The organism is Luteimonas sp. TWI596, assembly GCF_039674105.1.
In the GTDB taxonomy this organism is placed as follows: domain Bacteria; phylum Pseudomonadota; class Gammaproteobacteria; order Xanthomonadales; family Xanthomonadaceae; genus Luteimonas.
Genome location: NZ_JBDJMU010000009.1, coordinates 81,108 through 97,455 on the forward strand (window position 1 = coordinate 81,108; position 16,348 = coordinate 97,455).

The window sequence follows — 16,348 nt, forward strand, 5'->3', positions numbered from 1 at the left end:
TATGTTGCAAGCCGGCACTTCGCAGGCCGGCGTCACGAACACTGCAACGCTGCTCGGCGATCTCACCGCGCCGCTGCACGAGGCCCTGCTGTCGCTGGGCGGCATCGGCGCGGTGCTGTGGATCGTGCTCAAGATCCTCGTGATCGCGATGCCGGTGATCATCGCCGTGGCGTTCTACGTGGTCTGGGAGCGCAAGCTGATCGGCTGGATGCACGTGCGTCACGGGCCGATGTACGTCGGCATGGGCATCTTCCAGGCCTTCGCCGACGTCTTCAAACTGCTGTTCAAGGAAGTCATCCAGCCGACCAACGCGCAGCGCGTGCTGTACGTGCTGGCGCCGCTGATCACCCTTGCGCCGGCATTCGCGGCCTGGGCGGTGGTGCCGTTCGATACCCAGTTGGTGCTGTCGAACGCCAATGCGGGCCTGCTGTACCTGCTGGCGATGACCAGCCTGGGCATCTACGGGATCATCCTGGCCGGCTGGGCGTCGAACTCCAAGTACGCGTTCCTGGGCGCGATGCGCGCCTCGGCGCAGATGATCAGCTACGAGATCGCGATGGGCTTCGCGCTGGTCGGCGTGATGGTCGGCGCCGGCAGCCTGAATCTGAGCGAGATCGTCATGGCGCAGTCCGGCGGCAAGGGCCTGTTCGACTGGTTCTGGCTGCCGATGCTGCCGCTGTTCGTGATCTATTTCGTGTCCGGTGTCGCCGAGACCAACCGCTCGCCGTTCGACGTCGTCGAGGGCGAGTCGGAGATCGTCGCAGGTCACATGGTCGAATACTCGGGGTCGGCGTTCGCGCTGTTCTTCCTGGCCGAGTACGCGAACATGATCCTGATCAGCTTCCTGACCGCGACGTTCTTCCTTGGCGGCTGGCTGTCGCCGTTCCAGGGCTGGTTCGACGGCGTGCCGGTGCTCGAATGGCTGGCGGTCGACGGCTGGTGGTGGCTGTTTGCGAAGGTGTTCTTCTTCGCCAGCTGCTTCATCTGGTTCCGCGCGTCGTTCCCGCGCTATCGCTACGACCAGATCATGCGGCTGGGCTGGAAGGTGTTCATCCCGATCAGCATCGGCTGGATCGTGGTCACCGCGTTGATGGCGTACTTCGGTGTATTCGAGGCAGGGCAGTGATGGGCAAGTTCGTTGCATGGTTCAGGAGCCTGCTGCTGCTCGAATTGCTCGGCGGCATGGCACTGACGTTCCGGTATCTGTTCCGGGACAAGTACACGCTGATGTACCCGATGGAGAAGGCGCCGCAGTCGCCTCGCTTCCGCGGGCTGCATGCGCTGCGCCGCTATCCCAACGGCGAGGAGCGCTGCATCGCGTGCAAGCTGTGCGAGGCGGTGTGCCCGGCGCTGGCGATCACGATCGATTCGGAGCAGCGCGCCGACGGCACCCGCCGCACCACGCGCTACGACATCGACCTGTTCAAGTGCATCTACTGCGGGTTCTGCGAAGAGTCGTGCCCGGTGGATTCGATCGTCGAGACGCATATCCACGAGTACCACTTCGAGAACCGCGGCGAGAACATCGTGACCAAGCCGCAGCTGCTGGCCATCGGCGACCGTCTCGAGTCCGAGATCGCCGAACGCCGCGCCGCCGACTCCGCGTACAGGTAAGCCATGGACCTCGCCCTGATCTTCTTCCTCGTCTTCGCCGCGACGACCGTGATGTCCGCGGTTGCGGTGATCAGCGCCCGCAACCCGGTGCATGCGGCGCTGTTCCTGGTGCTGACGTTCTTCTCCACCGCCTGCACCTGGCTGCTCATCGGCGCCGAGTTCCTCGGTATCGCCCTGGTGCTGGTCTATGTCGGCGCTGTGATGGTGCTGTTCCTGTTCGTGGTGATGATGCTCGACATCGATGTCGCGCCGCTGCGCGAAGGCTACGTGCGCTATCTGCCGGTCGGCCTGATCGTGGCGGTGGTGATGCTGCTCGAGATCCTCGCGTTGATCGGCGTGCGCAGCCGCATGACGCCATTCGCGGTCGATGCGGTCGACGCGGCCGGGGCCTCGAACACGGTGTGGCTGGCCCGCCGGCTGTTCACTGACTTCCTGCTGCCGTTCGAGGTCGCCGCAGTGATCCTCACCGTTGCGGTGATCGCCGCGGTGACGCTGACGCTGCGCCGCCGTCCGGGCGCCAAGCACCAGAACCCGGGCGAGCAGGCGCGCGTGCGTGCCAAGGACCGTATGCGCGTGGTCAAGATGGACGCGGTGCGTCCGGTGGTCGAGGGGCCGGCCGATGCCGGCGACCTGCCGACCGAGGGAGAAGCGAAATGACCGAGCTGTTCGGAACCGGCCTGTCGCTGGGCCACTACCTGTCGCTGGGCGCGGTGCTGTTCTGCATTTCCGTGGCGGGCATCTTCCTCAACCGGAAGAACGTGATCATCCTGCTGATGTCGATCGAGCTAATGCTGCTCGCGGTCAACATCAACTTCGTCGCGTTCTCGCGCGAGTACGGCGATGCCGCCGGCCAGATCTTCGTCTTCTTCATCCTGACCGTGGCCGCGGCCGAGGCCGCGATCGGCCTGGCGATCCTGGTCACGCTGTTCCGCAACCGGCGCACGATCAACGTCGCCGAACTCGACACGCTGAAGGGCTGAGCCGGGCATGGAGTACACGATTTCAAAGAGCATCCTGGTCGCGATCGTCCTGGCCCCGCTGCTGGGGTCGGTCATCGCCGGCCTGTTCGGACGCCAGGTCGGGCGCGTCGGCGCGCACGTGGCGACGATCGCCGGTGTCGCGGTCAGCTGTGCGCTGTCGGTCTACACGCTGTGGCAGCTGCTGCAGGGCGCCGCACCGTTCAACGAGAACGTCTACACGTTCTTCGAGGTCGCCAACTATTCGGCGCATGTCGGCTTCCTGGTCGACAACCTGACGGCGATGATGATGGTGGTGGTGACCTTCGTGTCGCTGCTCGTGCATCTGTACACGATCGGCTACATGGCCGAGGACCCCGGCTACCAGCGGTTCTTCAGCTACATCTCGCTGTTCACCTTCTCGATGCTGATGCTGGTGATGGGCAACAACTTCCTGCAGCTGTTCTTCGGCTGGGAGGCGGTGGGCCTGGTGTCGTACCTGCTGATCGGCTTCTGGTTCAAGAAGCCCAGCGCGGTGTTCGCCAACATGAAGGCGTTTCTGGTCAACCGCGTGGGCGACTTCGGCTTCCTGCTCGGGATCGCCGGCGTGCTGTACTGGTTCGGCAGCCTCGACTACGCGACCGTGTTCGCAGCCGCCGACACCACGATCGGCGGCGGGCAGACGGTCGAGATCATCGGCGGCTTCGAGTGGTCGGTGGCCACGCTGGTCTGCATCTGCCTATTCATCGGTGCGATGGGCAAGTCGGCCCAGGTCCCGCTGCACGTGTGGCTGCCCGACTCGATGGAAGGCCCGACCCCGATCTCGGCGCTGATCCACGCCGCGACGATGGTCACCGCCGGCATCTTCATGGTGGCGCGCATGTCGCCGCTGTTCGAACTGTCGGAGACCGCGCTGCAGTTCATCCTGTTCATCGGTGCGACCACCGCGTTCTTCACCGGCCTGATCGGCATCGTGCAGAACGACATCAAGCGCGTGGTCGCGTACTCCACGCTCTCGCAGCTTGGCTACATGACGGTGGCGTTGGGCGTGTCGGCGTATTCGGCCGCGGTGTTCCACCTGATGACGCACGCGTTCTTCAAGGCGCTGCTGTTCCTGGCCGCCGGCTCGGTGATCATCGGCATGCACCACGAGCAGGACATGCGCAAGATGGGCGGCCTGCGCAAGTACATGCCGATCACGTTCTGGACCAGCGTCATCGGCACGCTGGCGCTGGTGGGCACGCCGTTCTTCAGCGGCTTCTACTCCAAGGACACGATCATCGAGGCGGCCAAGCATGCCGGCGACGGCGGCTGGGTGTACCAGTACGCGTACTGGTCGGTGCTGCTGGGTGCGTTCGTGACCTCGTTCTACAGCTTCCGCCTGCTGTACATGACCTATTTCGGCAAGGAGCGTTTCCGCGACGTGCACGCCTCCGATGCGCACGATGCGCACGATGACCATGGTCATCACGGCCATGGCGCACACGAGCCGCACGAGTCGCCGTGGGTGGTGACGCTGCCGCTGATCCTGCTGGCGATCCCGTCGATCCTGATCGGTTACTTCACCGCAGGGCCGATGCTCTTCGGCACCGATTGGAGCGGCCACCATGCAGGTGCCGGGTTCTTCGATGGCGTGATCCACGTGCTGGCGTCCAACGACGTGCTGGCGGCGCTGAAGGAAGATCTGTGGCATGGCCCGGTCGGCTTCGCGCTGCACGGCTTCGTTGCACCGGCGTTCTGGCTGGTCGTGGCCGGCTTCCTGCTTGCCACGGTGATGTACTGGTGGAAGCCGGAGCTGCCGGCCAAGGCCGCGCGCGTGTTTGCGCTGCCGATCCGGGTGCTGGAGCGCAAGTACTTCGCCGACGACCTGTGGATCGGCGGCTTTGCCGGCGGCGGCGTCGCGCTGGGCAAGCTGTCGCGCGTGTTCGACACCAAGGTCATCGACGGCCTGTTCGTGAACGGCTCGGCGCGCGTCGTCGACCTGGTCTCGGGCCTCGTCCGCCGGCTGCAGTCCGGCGCTCTCTACCACTACGCATTCGCGATGATCGTCGGCCTGATCGTGCTCCTGGCCGTCCTCATCAAGTACTGGCGCTGACGGAAATACCCACGTGTCGAACTGGCCTCTTCTCAGTCTATTGATCTGGCTGCCGATCCTCGGCGGCGCCTGCGTGCTCGCATTGGGCGATCGCCGCGCCGATGCCGTGCGTTGGGTGTCGCTCGCGGTCGCCGTGGCGGTGTTCGTGCTCAGCCTGCCGCTGTTCACCGGCTTCGATTACGCGAATGCGGGGATGCAGTTCCTCGAGCGCCGCGAGTGGATCCCGTCGCTGGACATCGAGTACCACCTGGGCGCGGACGGCATCTCGGTGGCGCTGATCATCCTGACCACGCTGACCACCGCGCTGGTGCTGATCGGCGCCTGGACGTCGGTGAGCAAGCGCGTGCACCAGTACTACGCCGCCATGCTGATCCTCGAAGGCATGATGATCGGCGTGTTCTGCGCCGTGGACGTGATGCTGTTCTACGTGTTCTTCGAGGCGATGCTGATCCCGATGTTCATCATCATCGGCGTGTGGGGCGGTCCGCGGCGTGTTTACGCCTCGGTCAAGTTCTTCCTCTACACGTTCCTCGGCTCGGTGTTCATGCTGGTCGGGCTGATCTACCTGTATCTGCAGGCCGGCAGCTGGCAGCTGCCCGACCTGTACGCGGTGCGGCTGTCGGCGACCGAGCAGACTTGGCTGTTCTTCGCGTTCCTCGCCGCGTTTGCGGTCAAGGTGCCGATGTTCCCGGTGCACACCTGGCTGCCCGATGCGCACGTCGAGGCGCCGACCGGCGGCTCGGTGATCCTGGCGGCGATCATGCTCAAGATCGGCGGCTACGGCTTCCTGCGCTTCAACCTGCCGATCACCCCCGATGCGGGCCACGAGTGGGCGTGGCTGGTGATCGCACTGTCGCTGATCGCGGTGGTCTACGTCGGCCTGGTCGCGCTGGTCCAGCAGGACATGAAGAAGCTGGTGGCGTACTCGTCGGTCTCGCACATGGGCTTCGTCACCCTGGGCGTGTTCATCGCGTTTGCGCTGGTGCGCGACGTCGACGCCGGCGATGCGGCCCGTCTGGGCCTGCAGGGCGCGATGGTGCAGATGGTCTCGCACGGTTTCGTGTCCGGTGCGATGTTCTCGTGCATCGGCATCCTGTACGACCGCATGCACACGCGCATGATCAAGGACTACGGCGGCGTCGCCAATGTGATGCCCTGGTTCGCGGCGTTCTACGTGCTGTTCGCGATGGCCAACTCCGGTTTGCCGGGCACGTCGGGCTTCGTCGGCGAGTTCATGGTGATCCTGGCCGCGTTCCAGAACCATCCGCTGATCGGCTTCTTCGCGGCGATGACGCTGATCATCGGCGCTGCGTACACGCTGTGGCTGGTCAAGCGGGTGCTCTACGGCGAAGTCGCCAATGCGCACGTCGCCGCGCTCAAGGACATCAACGGCCGCGAGGCGCTGGTGCTGGGCGTGTTTGCTGCGGGCACGCTGCTGATCGGTGTCTATCCCAAGCCGCTGACCGACCTGATGGAGCCGTCCATCGCGCAACTGGCGAATGTGATCGCCGCCAGCAAGCTGTGAGTCCATATTCAATGAGAGCCGTGCCGCGATGATTTCCGCTCCGATGACGCCCCCCGTCCGCACGCTGGCCGAGCTCGGCCCGATCGTGCCCGAGCTCGTCGTGATCCTGGGCGCGTTCGCGCTGCTGATGCTCGACCTGTTCCTCGACCCGCGCCGCCGCATCGTCACCCATGCGCTGGCAGTGGCCACGATGCTCGGCGCGGCCGCACTGATCGCCGCCGGCGTCGGCGGTCACGGCACCATCCTGGCCGACATGTTCGTCCGCGATGCCGGCGCCGATGTGCTCAAGGTCGCCGGTCTGATCGTCGGCGCGATCGCGCTGGGCTACGCATGGCCGTACCTGCGCGAGCGGGGCCTGTACCAGGGCGAGATCCCGGTGCTGTTCCTGTTCACCAGTGCCGGCATGATGCTGCTGGTCTCGGCCAACAACATGACGATGGTCTATGTCGGCCTGGAACTGCTGGCGCTGTGCTCGTATGCGCTGGTGGCCTGCGACCGCGACAACCCATTGTCGTCGGAAGCGGCGATGAAGTACTTCGTCCTCGGCGCACTGGCCTCGGGCATGCTGCTGTTCGGCATGTCGCTGATCTACGGTGCGACCGGCACGCTGTCGCTGCCCGGCATCGACCAGGCGGTCGGTGGGCTGGTGGGCGAGGGGCGCGTGCTGCTGCTGACCGGCATGGTCTTCGTGTTGGTGGGCATCGCGTTCAAGTTCGGCGCCGCGCCGTTCCACATGTGGCTGCCCGACACCTACCACGGTGCGCCGACCCCGATCGTCGCGTTCATCAGCTCGGTGCCCAAGTTGGCTGCGTTCGGCATGGCCTGGCGCCTGCTCGACACCGCGCTGGGCCAGGTGCACGACCAGTCGCAGCTGCTGCTGGCGCTGCTCGCGGCGCTGTCGCTGGCGGTCGGCAACCTGTTCGCGATCGCGCAGACCAACCTCAAGCGCATGCTCGCCTACTCGACGATCTCGCACGTCGGCTTCCTGTTCCTCGGCCTGGCCGGCGGTGGCGAGACCGGACATGCGGCGGCGATGTTCTATGCGATCAGCTACGCGATCATGTCGGTGGCCTCGTTCGGCGCGATCGTCATGCTCTCGCGCGCCGGCTTCGAGGCCGAGCGGATCGAGGACTACAAGGGCCTGAACCAGCGCAGCCCGTGGATGGCCGGCCTGGTGCTGTGCATCATGGCCTCGCTCGCCGGCGTGCCGCCGTTCCTCGGCTTCTGGGCCAAGCTGGTCGTGCTGCAGGGCGCGCTGGAAGGCGACCTGCTGTGGCTGGCGATCGTCGGCATCGTGTTCGCGGTCATCGGCGCGTTCTACTACCTGCGCGTGATCAAGGTCATGTACTTCGATGCGCCCAACGCCGCGCCGGTCGCGCAGCGCCCGGGCCAGCTGCTGCGCATCGTGTTCGCGGTCAATGCGCTGGCGCTACTGGGCCTGGGGCTGTTCTGGAGCCCGCTGATGGCCTGGTGCCAGCAGGCGTTCGCCTGACCCAGGGCCGCGCGCAGTCGCGCTGACCCTCGATGTCACCAACGCCGGCCGGGTCTTCGACCCGGCCGGCGTCGTTTGTACGCCTGTTCGCGTGGGGGCCATCGGAGACTGGCATCTGGGTGATGCCGGCGAGTCCAGGGTGTGACCGCTGTCATGGCTCGCGCTTGTGTGCGGTGCATTCATTTGCATGGCTCCGCTGTGGCGTGCTACTCCGGAACCGCCCGTCGAGGACGGCGGGCCGGTGCGACGCGACTCGCCGGATCCGCCGGTGATCGCAAGAACGCCCCGGGATGTCACCCAACCGAGCACAGGAGACGATCATGGACAAGGTCAAGGCAAGCAAGGATCAGGGGACTCGTTGCAATCCGGCCGTCGATGCGAGGACCAACCTCGATCGGCTGATCGGGCAGATGCAGAAGCAGGCGCCGAAGGGGACCGCACTCGACAACGCGGGTATCGCACCGCAGTCGACCTGTTTCCGGACGATCTACTGCTTCTAGGCGCCTGTCGCCGCGTCGAGCCGGCGGTCTGGGGCGGGTGTTGCCAAGCACGCTGGCCCAGGCGATGTGACGCCGGCCATGGCGCGGGCTCGCGGCCATCGCATTCATTTGCGTCGTGCCGTGGGCGCGCGCGATCTCGATGGTGGCCCGTCAAAGACGGCGGGCGGACCTCATCCCAACAGCGAAGGAGACGAGCATGCACAAGGTCAGCGCAAGCAAGGAGCGGGGCGCCGCCCACGATCGGGCAGGCGATGCGAAGTCGACACTCGACCATCTGATCGGGCAGATGCAGAAGTCGGCGCCCAAGGGCACCGCCCTCGACAACGCGGGCGTCGCGCCGCAGGCGACCTGTTCGCGCACGATCTACTGCGTCTGAGCGCAGCCGCCGCACCCGGCTGGCGACGCCCGCCGGGTGCGGCTCTTGCGGATCGGAAGGCATCGGCCATGGACACGGCAGCAGCGCAGGCGCAGCCCGCCCAACTGGACTGGAATCGTCTGGCGTTGTGTCATCGCAGCGAGGCGCCGGGCTTGTTTCGCGCGGTCGCGCCCTGGTCGGCCGCCGCGGCGTATCGCCTGGCGGTCGCGATCTGCGGGCCATCGCGCTCCGGCATCCGCTTTTTCACGCTGCCCGCAGTGCGCTTGTTCGTTGGCGAGGCCGAGATCCGCGCGCCGGGCGCGCTGTTGCCCGACGAGCGGGACCGGTCGGGCGAGGGGTATCTGCGTCGGTTGCAGGCCTGGGCGCCGGACGACCCGGTGTCGCTGGAGATCGAGGCGCCGCTGATCGCCGATGCCGCGGCATGGAGGCGGGTCCGAAACTTCCTGTGGGCCTGGTGTGCGCATCTCGGCTGCCCCGCACGGCCGATCGTGGCGCACTTGCTGCTGGGCCGGTATCGACGGGAGGCGGCCGCGCATCGGGACGCGGCGCTGATCTTTCCGTTGTCGGGGCAGGTCGCGTTGACCTGCGCGCGCAGCGGCCACCCAGTCGCGGCCGCGGGTGCCGGCGCGCTGCTGTATCGCCCGTGCGGCGAGGCTTGGCAGGAGACCGGCGACGGGAGCTGCGTCGCGCTTCGTTTGGGCATACCCCGGCATCGCGTCGGCGCGACTCGCGAACTGCTCGATCTGTTCGCTTCCCTGCTGCCGACAGAACGCCCTGACGGGGACGCCGTGCCGTCGCTGCCGGTCCGCGGCACGGGCGTCGACGGCGCGCTCGAGTTGCCGGCCGCGCTCGCGCGCAACGCAGATGCGCTGGGCGCATGGGTGGCCGGCGCGTCGGCCGACCTGGCCGACCGTGTGCATCGACTCGCTCGGGCCAGTGCGTGCGCACTCGAACCGGTGCCCGGTCGCCTGGCGCTCCCCGCACTGGCGTCGGCAGATCGTGTTCGCACGGTGCCTGGCGCGCGGATTCTCGAGATCCCGGCCGGCGAGGGGGTGCGGCTGTGGGCGGTCAATGGCCACACGCTGGCCGTCGACGACACGCCAGCCAGTCGCGCATTGCGGATGACGCTTGCCGGCGGTGGCGCCTGGACGGTCGACGCGCTCTGCGGCGCCGATCCCGCGCTGCGCGCCGTGCTGGCGCAACTCCAGAGCGTGCGTGGCGTCGTGCCGGATGTCCCGGCGGCCGTCGGCCATCGCGACGGGGAGCCCTGAGGCTTTGGCCGGCCGGACGGGGGCGCGCGCCGGGCGCATTCGGGACGCGCTCGATCGCCCCGCGCTGCAGGACGCACTGGTATCGCTGCCACGGTCGGCGCGCCCGGTCCGACTACCGCCCCAGACCCGGGCCCTCGTGCGCAGGATCGCTCGCGGCGATGGGGGGGCGCTGTTGCCGCCGGTCGCGTGTCATCGCGCCGACGGACGGATCGAACCGCTGCGCACGTTGCGGGGGGGCGATGATGCGCGATCGCTGGCGGTGGTGCTGGCGCGGCCCGAGTTCGCGGCATTCGTCGAGATGCTCGAGACGCTGGGTCCCTGGTGCCGGGCATTGGGACGGGCGCATGCCGACCTGTTCGGCGTTCGCGTGCTCGGCCTCGGCAATGCGGCCTTGTTTGCGCCGTTGGTCAGCGAGGCCTTCGTCCGTTGCGCCATCGGCGGTGCCGGTCATCGTGACGAGGTCGCCGAGCGCTGTCGCCTGTTCCGGACCTTCCTCATGCGGTTTATTGCGCGCCTGCGCCGCGACCTGCAGGCCGGGGTCTTCGGCGATGCAGTGCGTGGCCCCGTCGTCGGGCTGTGGGCCAGCCCCTCGGAAACCCACAATGGCGGCCAGCGGGTGCTGTGTCTGCGCCTGCGCAATGGCACCCGCATCGCCTACAAACCCAGGCCGGTCGATGGCGAGCGGATCTTCCTGGCGGACGCGCCGGTCGACGGGCGCGTGTCGATCTTCGCCTGGCTCAATGGTCTGGCGCCGGTGTCCGGTCCGATCCGCCTGCCCACGTTGCGCGTGTGGCGCGGCGTCGGCCGCGATCGCTGGACCTACAGTTGGCAGGACTGGGTGGAGCGGCCACGAGACTGGGGCATGTTGGACCCGCAGGCGCGTCCGGCGATCGAGGGGGCGCGGTTGTCGCCACCTGCAGTGCGCGCGTATTGGCGCTCGGCCGGTGCCTTGGGCGTGGCCTGTCACGTGGTCGGCGCGACCGACCTGGGCGAGAGCAACGTGTTGTGCGGAGTGCGGTCGGGTGCGCGCGATCCCATGCCGCACGTCGTCGATCTGGAAGTGTTCGGGTGCCGGATGCAGCGAATGACCGGCACCGGATTGGTCGCCTCGCCCGCGCACCGTTGCGGGGGCCATCCGGCGTTTGCGTCGAAACTGCGGCCCGACGACGTCGAAGGGCCGGCCGTAGCATTCTTCTCCGCCCCGGGCAGGACGTTGCAGTTGCGGCGCACGGTGGCTGCCTGGGCGCGCCGTGAGACCCGTGCCGCGGTGGCCGATGCCGTCGGCAACCTCGGGCCGGCGCGCCAACTGCCGGCGATGCTGCGCGGCATGTTCGACACGTGGACCTGCCTGCTGCAGCATCGCCAGGCGCTGCACGCGCGCCTGCGCGCCTCGCTGCGCGGCGGCCGGGTCCGCGTCTTGCCCAAACTCACGTCGACCTATGCGCGCGCACTCGAGCGCGGCGCCGACGGCGGGGAGCGCGCGGACGCGGGCGTGCCGTTGTGTGAGGAGGAGCGCGCGCAGTTGGCGCGCGGCGACGTGCCGTACTTCTTCGCGCCCCTCGACGGCGGCGCCCCGCGCGCGCTGGCGGCGCCGTCGTTCGCACGCGCGCGGCGGGTCGGGCCGTTGTCGGTCGAGGTGCCGTCGCTGTTGCCCGACCTGGACGGGCTGCTGGCACGCGAGCTCGATTTCGTCGATCTGGCGACGTTGATCCAAGATGCTGTCGCGCACGCCTTTCCAGAATTGGCGCGCGATGCGCCCGACGCATGGCGCGACGGCGCCGGCTGGCGGCTGCGCGACCCAGCGCTTGGCGTGGACCTGCGTATCCGCAGCACCCAGGCCGGCAGCGTGCATTTCGACTGGGCCCAGGCCGGTTGCCGGGTGGCCTACCGCTGGAATCGCCAGCGGATCGAGGTGCAGGCGCTGCCGTTGCCTGCCGGTCCGCCGCGCCTACGCGCGATAGGCCGGCGGCTGCTGGCGATTCAGCGACTCGACGGCGCGCTGCGTCGGCAATGGGCGGCCGACGGTTTCCGGGATCGCGAGACCGCTGCGCGCCTGCGGGCACTGACGCAGACCGCGCTGGCCTGGCTCGAGTCCGTGCTCGACGCACACGGCTGGCCCACGGTGGCCCGGGTCGGCCCCCGTGCCTGCGAGGCCGCGGTGACACTCGCCCAGCATGCCGATCGCCGTGGCGCGACGCTGCAGCGACGATGCCTGGCGCTGGTGCAGGCCGCTGCGGCCGAAGGGGACGTGCCGCTGCGCCACCTCGCCTACTTGACCGACGCGGTCTGCGTGAACGCGGGCCGCAGGCAACGCTACGGGACGAAGTTCAGGCGGCGACGGGGGCGGCTGGTGCCGTATCCGCTCCAGTCGCCGACGCAGGTCGATACGTGGCGGCGACAGATGGGCCTGCCGCCCCTGGCCGAGTATCGGGCGCTGCTGGAACGTGTCTACGGGGGAGGAGGGGAATGAAGGCCATGCCCTACCTGCAAGCGCAGGGACCGATCGACTGGGCGCAGTTCGTTGCGACGTGTTGGGACCACCGGCCGGTGGTGTTCCGGCGCCATGGCGCGGCGCCGTATCCGTTGGACGCGGCACTGGCGGCAGCGGCGTCAGCCGCGCGCACGGCCAACGGCGACGAGCAGGCCTGCCGGTTCGTGCTCGACGATCGCCAGCGGCGGCAGCCCGGTGCCTGGTTGCCGCGCCACGAGGACGCCACGTTCGAACGTTACGCGCAGCGGATACTGCGCGAGGGCGGCGGGCGCAGCTATGCGCTGATCGTCAACGAGTTCCACCGACACGATCGGCGTATCTGGGAGGGCGGGCGGCGTTTTTTCCAGGGCCTGTTCGCGCAGGTCGGGTTACCGTCGACCGGGGCGATCACCACGCTGTTCCACGGTAACTACGAACGCACGCCGGTGGGGGTGCACAAGGACCGGTTCGCGACCTTCGTATTCGTGCTGCAGGGGCGCAAGCGCATGCGGTTCTGGCCCACGCGGCCCTGGCAGGACGCGGTGGCGACGCGGGTCGATTACGCCGAGCATCTGGCCGACTCCTTCGCGATCGATGTCGGGCCGGGCGATCTGCTCTACTGGCCCGCGGCGTACTACCACGTCGGCGAAACCCTCGGCGTCGAGGTGGCGACCAGTGTCAACGTGGGGATCCCGCGTGACGGTCATGCGCTGCTCTACGACTTCGATGCGATCGTGCGTGCGGCCGATGCGGTGGATGCGCAGGCCGCCGCTGCAGGCGATGCGTGCGGAGACGACGCGGGGGCGGCCGACCAGGTCGCTGGGGCATTGGCGACGGTCCGGCGCCTGGCCACGCCGGCGGCGCTGCGCAGCGCCGCCTCGGCCGGCTATCTGGCGTTGCGCACGGGCGGCGGCTTCGTGCCGCCACCCCCGGCGTCGCCTGTGGCGCCATTGCATGCGCAGGGGCGATGGCGGCTCGCCGACCCGTCGTTTCCACTCGCCTGGATGCACGACGGCGACAGTGCGCTGTGCGGCGCAGCCGGCCATGTGCGCCGCGTCGAGGGCTTCGACGACAGGGCTGCGGCGCTGCTGCGCCGCTTCGATTCGGGGGCGGGCGTCGGCGTCGCCGAACTGCTCGCGCCCTTCGCCGGCACCGCGCCCGAGGCATCGGCGACCGGCGTGACGCTGCAGCAAACGCAGGCGCGAGCATTGCTCGAATGGCTGGTGTCCACGCGCGCGCTGGTCCCTGCATCGGCATCGGCGTCGACGCGCGATGGCGGCGCCGATGCGCATGCGGTATCATGCCGGCGCGGTCTTTCGTGATCCGGCCACCGGCACACGATCGAGCGATGCGAAGCGGGATGTGCCAGGGTGTTCTGGCTTGCAATTCCGCACCGCTCGCTTCATAATCGCACTCCTGATGCGGGGTGGAGCAGTCTGGCAGCTCGTCGGGCTCATAACCCGAAGGTCGCAGGTTCAAATCCTGCCCCCGCTACCAAATTTTTCGCGTTGTTCGATGGGTGTCCGCAAAGCGCCCGGAAGCGAAAAGTCTGGGCTTGCCGAAGCTCCTGCTTCGCTTCGGCGCCGACATCCAGTGGTATCGGACAAGGGGCCCGTCGGGCCCCTTGTCGTTTTCCACGACCGCAAAAACCGACGCGCGCGTCGGCAGGTCGTCGACGTGCAGGCGATCGGACGCGGTACCGGACAACGCGAGGGACGAGTGGCGGACAAGGCGACACAACTCAAGACGATGCTGGCGGCGACGGTCGAATCCCTCGGCCTCGAACTGCTGGGCATCGAGTACCTGCCTGCGCCCGGTGGCGCACTGGTGCGGCTGTATATCGATCTGCCGGCCACCGATACGGACGCCGCCGAAGGCGACGCGACCGACGGCGAGGCCGGGCAGGGCGTGACCATCGAGCACTGCGAGGCGGTCAGCCGCGAAGTGTCCGCGCAGCTCGACGTCGAAGATCCGATCAGCGGCAACTACACGCTCGAGGTGTCCTCGCCCGGCGTCGACCGGCCGCTGTTCGAGGCCGCGCATTTCGCGCGCTTCGCCGGCCAGACCGCGAAGGTCGGTCTGAAGCTGCCGCAGGACGGGCGCCGCCGCCTGACCGGCCGCATCGACGCGGTCGACGGCGAGACCATCACGTTCGACGTCGACGGTACGCCGCTGACGGTGCGCATCGACAACATCGACAAGGCGCGGCTGGTCCCCGATTGGGCCGCGCTGGGCCTGGCGCCGTCGAAGGACAAGAAGGGCCGCGCCGCCGGCGCGGCCCGCAACGCTGACAACACACCACGTGACAACAAGCGGCCGCGCAAGCCGGCCGGTGCGGAGTGAATGAAAAGATGAGCAAGGAACTGTTGCTGGTCGTCGATGCGGTCGCCAGCGAAAAAGGCGTCCCCGAGACCGTGATCCTGGAGGCCATCGAGGCCGCGCTGGCCACGGCGGCCAAGAAGCGCTATGTCGATCAGGACGTGCTGACCCGCGTGGCGATCGATCCCAAGGACGGCAGCTACGAGACCTTCCGCCGCTGGGAGGTCGTGGCCGACGACGTGGTGATGGAGTCGCCCGATCGCCAGATCCGCCTGATGGACGCGGTCGACGAGGCCGACGGCGTCGAGGTCGGCGACTACATCGAAGAGCAGATCGAGAACGTCGATTTCGGCCGCATCGCCGCACAGGCCGCCAAGCAGGTGATCGTGCAGCGCGTGCGCGAGGCCGAGCGCCAGCAGGTCGTCGATGCGTGGAAGGATCGCGTCGGCGAGCTGGTGACCGGTGTGGTCAAGCGCGTGGAACGCGGCAATGTCTATGTCGACCTGGGCGGCAATGCCGAGGCGCTGATCCAGAAGGACAAGGCCATTCCGCGCGATGTCGTGCGCGCCGGCGACCGGGTGCGCGGCTACCTGTACGACGTGCGCAGCGAGCCCCGTGGCCCGCAGCTGTTCATCAGCCGCGCCGCGCCCGAATTCATGATGGAGCTGTTCAAGCTCGAGGTGCCGGAAGTCGGCCAGGGCCTGGTCGAGATCAAGGCCTGCGCCCGCGATCCGGGTGACCGCGCCAAGATCGCCGTCGTCGCCTACGACACCCGCACCGATCCCATCGGCGCGTGCATCGGCATGCGCGGTTCGCGCGTCCAGGCGGTGTCCAACGAGCTCAACGGCGAGCGCGTGGACATCGTGCTGTGGTCCGACAACCCGGCGCAGTTCGTCATCAATGCGATGGCCCCGGCCGAGGTGCAGTCGATCGTCGTCGACGAGGACAAGCACTCGATGGACCTGGCAGTCGCCGAGGACAAGCTGGCGCAGGCGATCGGCAAGGGCGGGCAGAACGTGCGCCTGGCCAGCCGCCTGGCGGGCTGGCAGCTCAACGTGATGACCCAGGACCAGGTGACCGCGAAGTCGGAAGCCGAGCAGGCCGCCGCGCGCCAGCTGTTCATGGACAAGCTGGAAGTCGACGAGGAAATCGCCGGCATCCTGGTGTCCGAGGGCTTCGGCACCGTCGAGGAGATCGCCTACGTGCCGGTCGGCGAATTGCTCGCCGTCGAGGGCTTCGACGAGGACATCGTCGAAGAGCTGCGCTCGCGCGCCCGCGACGCCCTGCTCAACGACGCGCTCGCGGTCGAGGAGGAAGCCGACGAGAACGCGCCGGCCCAGGACCTGCTGGCACTCGAGGGCATGGACGAGGACACCGCGTTTGCGCTCGCCGCCCACGGCGTGCGCACCAGCGAGGACCTCTCCGACCTGGGCGCCGACGAGGTGCTGGAGTTCGGCATCGAGGGCCTGGACGAGGCGCGCGCCGCGGCGTTGATCCTGGCCGCGCGTGCCGAGGAGATCGCACGTCTGGAACGGGAGGGGTGATCTGCCGCCCGGTCGTGTGAAGGCCGGGCAGGACGACCCGAAGTCGTAGTCGGACCGTCGGGAAGGCCGCAGTGATGGCGCAGGTCGCAGGCTCCTTCGAGGGGCGCGCCTGCAGTCGCCCGGTCCCGGTAGGCGGTCGCGTTCGGAATGCACCCCATGCAGCGCTAGAATGACAAATCCACTGCG

14 protein-coding genes and 1 tRNA gene are annotated in these 16,348 nt (G+C 68.2%); all 15 read left to right on the forward strand.

Going from position 1 to position 16,348, the window contains the following annotated elements:
* Position 1: 1 nt before the first annotated feature.
* The 15 genes from nuoH to nusA all read left to right on the forward strand — a co-directional run bounded on the left by nuoH (position 2) and on the right by nusA (position 16,162).
* Entirely contained in the window at positions 2-1,126 is a 1,125-nt protein-coding gene (nuoH, locus tag ABE487_RS08880; RefSeq protein ID WP_346442395.1) for an NADH-quinone oxidoreductase subunit NuoH, read from the forward strand.
* On the forward strand, positions 1,126-1,614 hold the full coding sequence (nuoI, locus tag ABE487_RS08885; protein ID WP_183426500.1) for an NADH-quinone oxidoreductase subunit NuoI: 489 nt from the start codon (positions 1,126-1,128) through the stop codon (positions 1,612-1,614). The genes nuoH and nuoI overlap by 1 nt, the downstream gene beginning before the upstream one ends.
* Positions 1,615-1,617: 3 nt before the next feature.
* The gene (locus ABE487_RS08890) at positions 1,618-2,271 is read left to right on the forward strand and encodes an NADH-quinone oxidoreductase subunit J (RefSeq protein ID WP_346442314.1); all 654 of its coding nucleotides are present in this window, start codon (positions 1,618-1,620) and stop codon (positions 2,269-2,271) included.
* Positions 2,268-2,594, forward strand: coding sequence for an NADH-quinone oxidoreductase subunit NuoK (nuoK, locus tag ABE487_RS08895; RefSeq protein WP_337245097.1), 327 nt, complete (start codon positions 2,268-2,270; stop codon positions 2,592-2,594). The genes ABE487_RS08890 and nuoK overlap by 4 nt, the downstream gene beginning before the upstream one ends.
* A gap of 7 nt (positions 2,595-2,601) precedes the next feature.
* Positions 2,602-4,665: an NADH-quinone oxidoreductase subunit L gene (nuoL, locus tag ABE487_RS08900; RefSeq protein WP_346452086.1), complete on the forward strand. Its 2,064-nt coding sequence runs from the start codon at positions 2,602-2,604 to the stop codon at positions 4,663-4,665.
* Positions 4,666-4,678: 13 nt separating this feature from the next.
* Entirely contained in the window at positions 4,679-6,190 is a 1,512-nt protein-coding gene (locus tag ABE487_RS08905; protein ID WP_346452085.1) for an NADH-quinone oxidoreductase subunit M, read from the forward strand.
* Between the two features lie 28 nt (positions 6,191-6,218).
* Positions 6,219-7,682 (forward strand): NADH-quinone oxidoreductase subunit NuoN, encoded by a 1,464-nt coding sequence (gene nuoN, locus ABE487_RS08910; protein ID WP_346442317.1) that lies wholly within the window; start codon positions 6,219-6,221, stop codon positions 7,680-7,682.
* Between the two features lie 320 nt (positions 7,683-8,002).
* Positions 8,003-8,182 carry a hypothetical protein gene (locus ABE487_RS08915; RefSeq protein WP_346442318.1) on the forward strand — a complete coding sequence of 60 codons (180 nt, stop codon included), beginning with the start codon at positions 8,003-8,005 and terminating at the stop codon, positions 8,180-8,182.
* A 196-nt stretch (positions 8,183-8,378) separates the two neighbouring features.
* Positions 8,379-8,558, forward strand: coding sequence for a hypothetical protein (locus tag ABE487_RS08920; RefSeq protein WP_346447548.1), 180 nt, complete (start codon positions 8,379-8,381; stop codon positions 8,556-8,558).
* A 68-nt stretch (positions 8,559-8,626) separates the two neighbouring features.
* Positions 8,627-9,829, forward strand: coding sequence for a hypothetical protein (locus ABE487_RS08925; protein WP_346447547.1), 1,203 nt, complete (start codon positions 8,627-8,629; stop codon positions 9,827-9,829).
* A gap of 136 nt (positions 9,830-9,965) precedes the next feature.
* Positions 9,966-12,299 (forward strand): DUF4135 domain-containing protein, encoded by a 2,334-nt coding sequence (locus ABE487_RS08930; protein WP_346452084.1) that lies wholly within the window; start codon positions 9,966-9,968, stop codon positions 12,297-12,299.
* A complete protein-coding gene (locus ABE487_RS08935) occupies positions 12,296-13,621 on the forward strand; it encodes a cupin domain-containing protein (protein WP_346452083.1) in 1,326 nt (441 codons plus the stop codon). The genes ABE487_RS08930 and ABE487_RS08935 overlap by 4 nt, the downstream gene beginning before the upstream one ends.
* 98 nt (positions 13,622-13,719) lie before the next feature.
* Positions 13,720-13,796, forward strand: a tRNA-Met gene (locus ABE487_RS08940).
* A 222-nt stretch (positions 13,797-14,018) separates the two neighbouring features.
* Positions 14,019-14,642 carry a ribosome maturation factor RimP gene (gene rimP, locus ABE487_RS08945; protein ID WP_346452097.1) on the forward strand — a complete coding sequence of 208 codons (624 nt, stop codon included), beginning with the start codon at positions 14,019-14,021 and terminating at the stop codon, positions 14,640-14,642.
* A gap of 8 nt (positions 14,643-14,650) precedes the next feature.
* Positions 14,651-16,162: a transcription termination factor NusA gene (gene nusA, locus ABE487_RS08950; protein WP_346442323.1), complete on the forward strand. Its 1,512-nt coding sequence runs from the start codon at positions 14,651-14,653 to the stop codon at positions 16,160-16,162.
* Positions 16,163-16,348 lie beyond the last annotated feature (186 nt).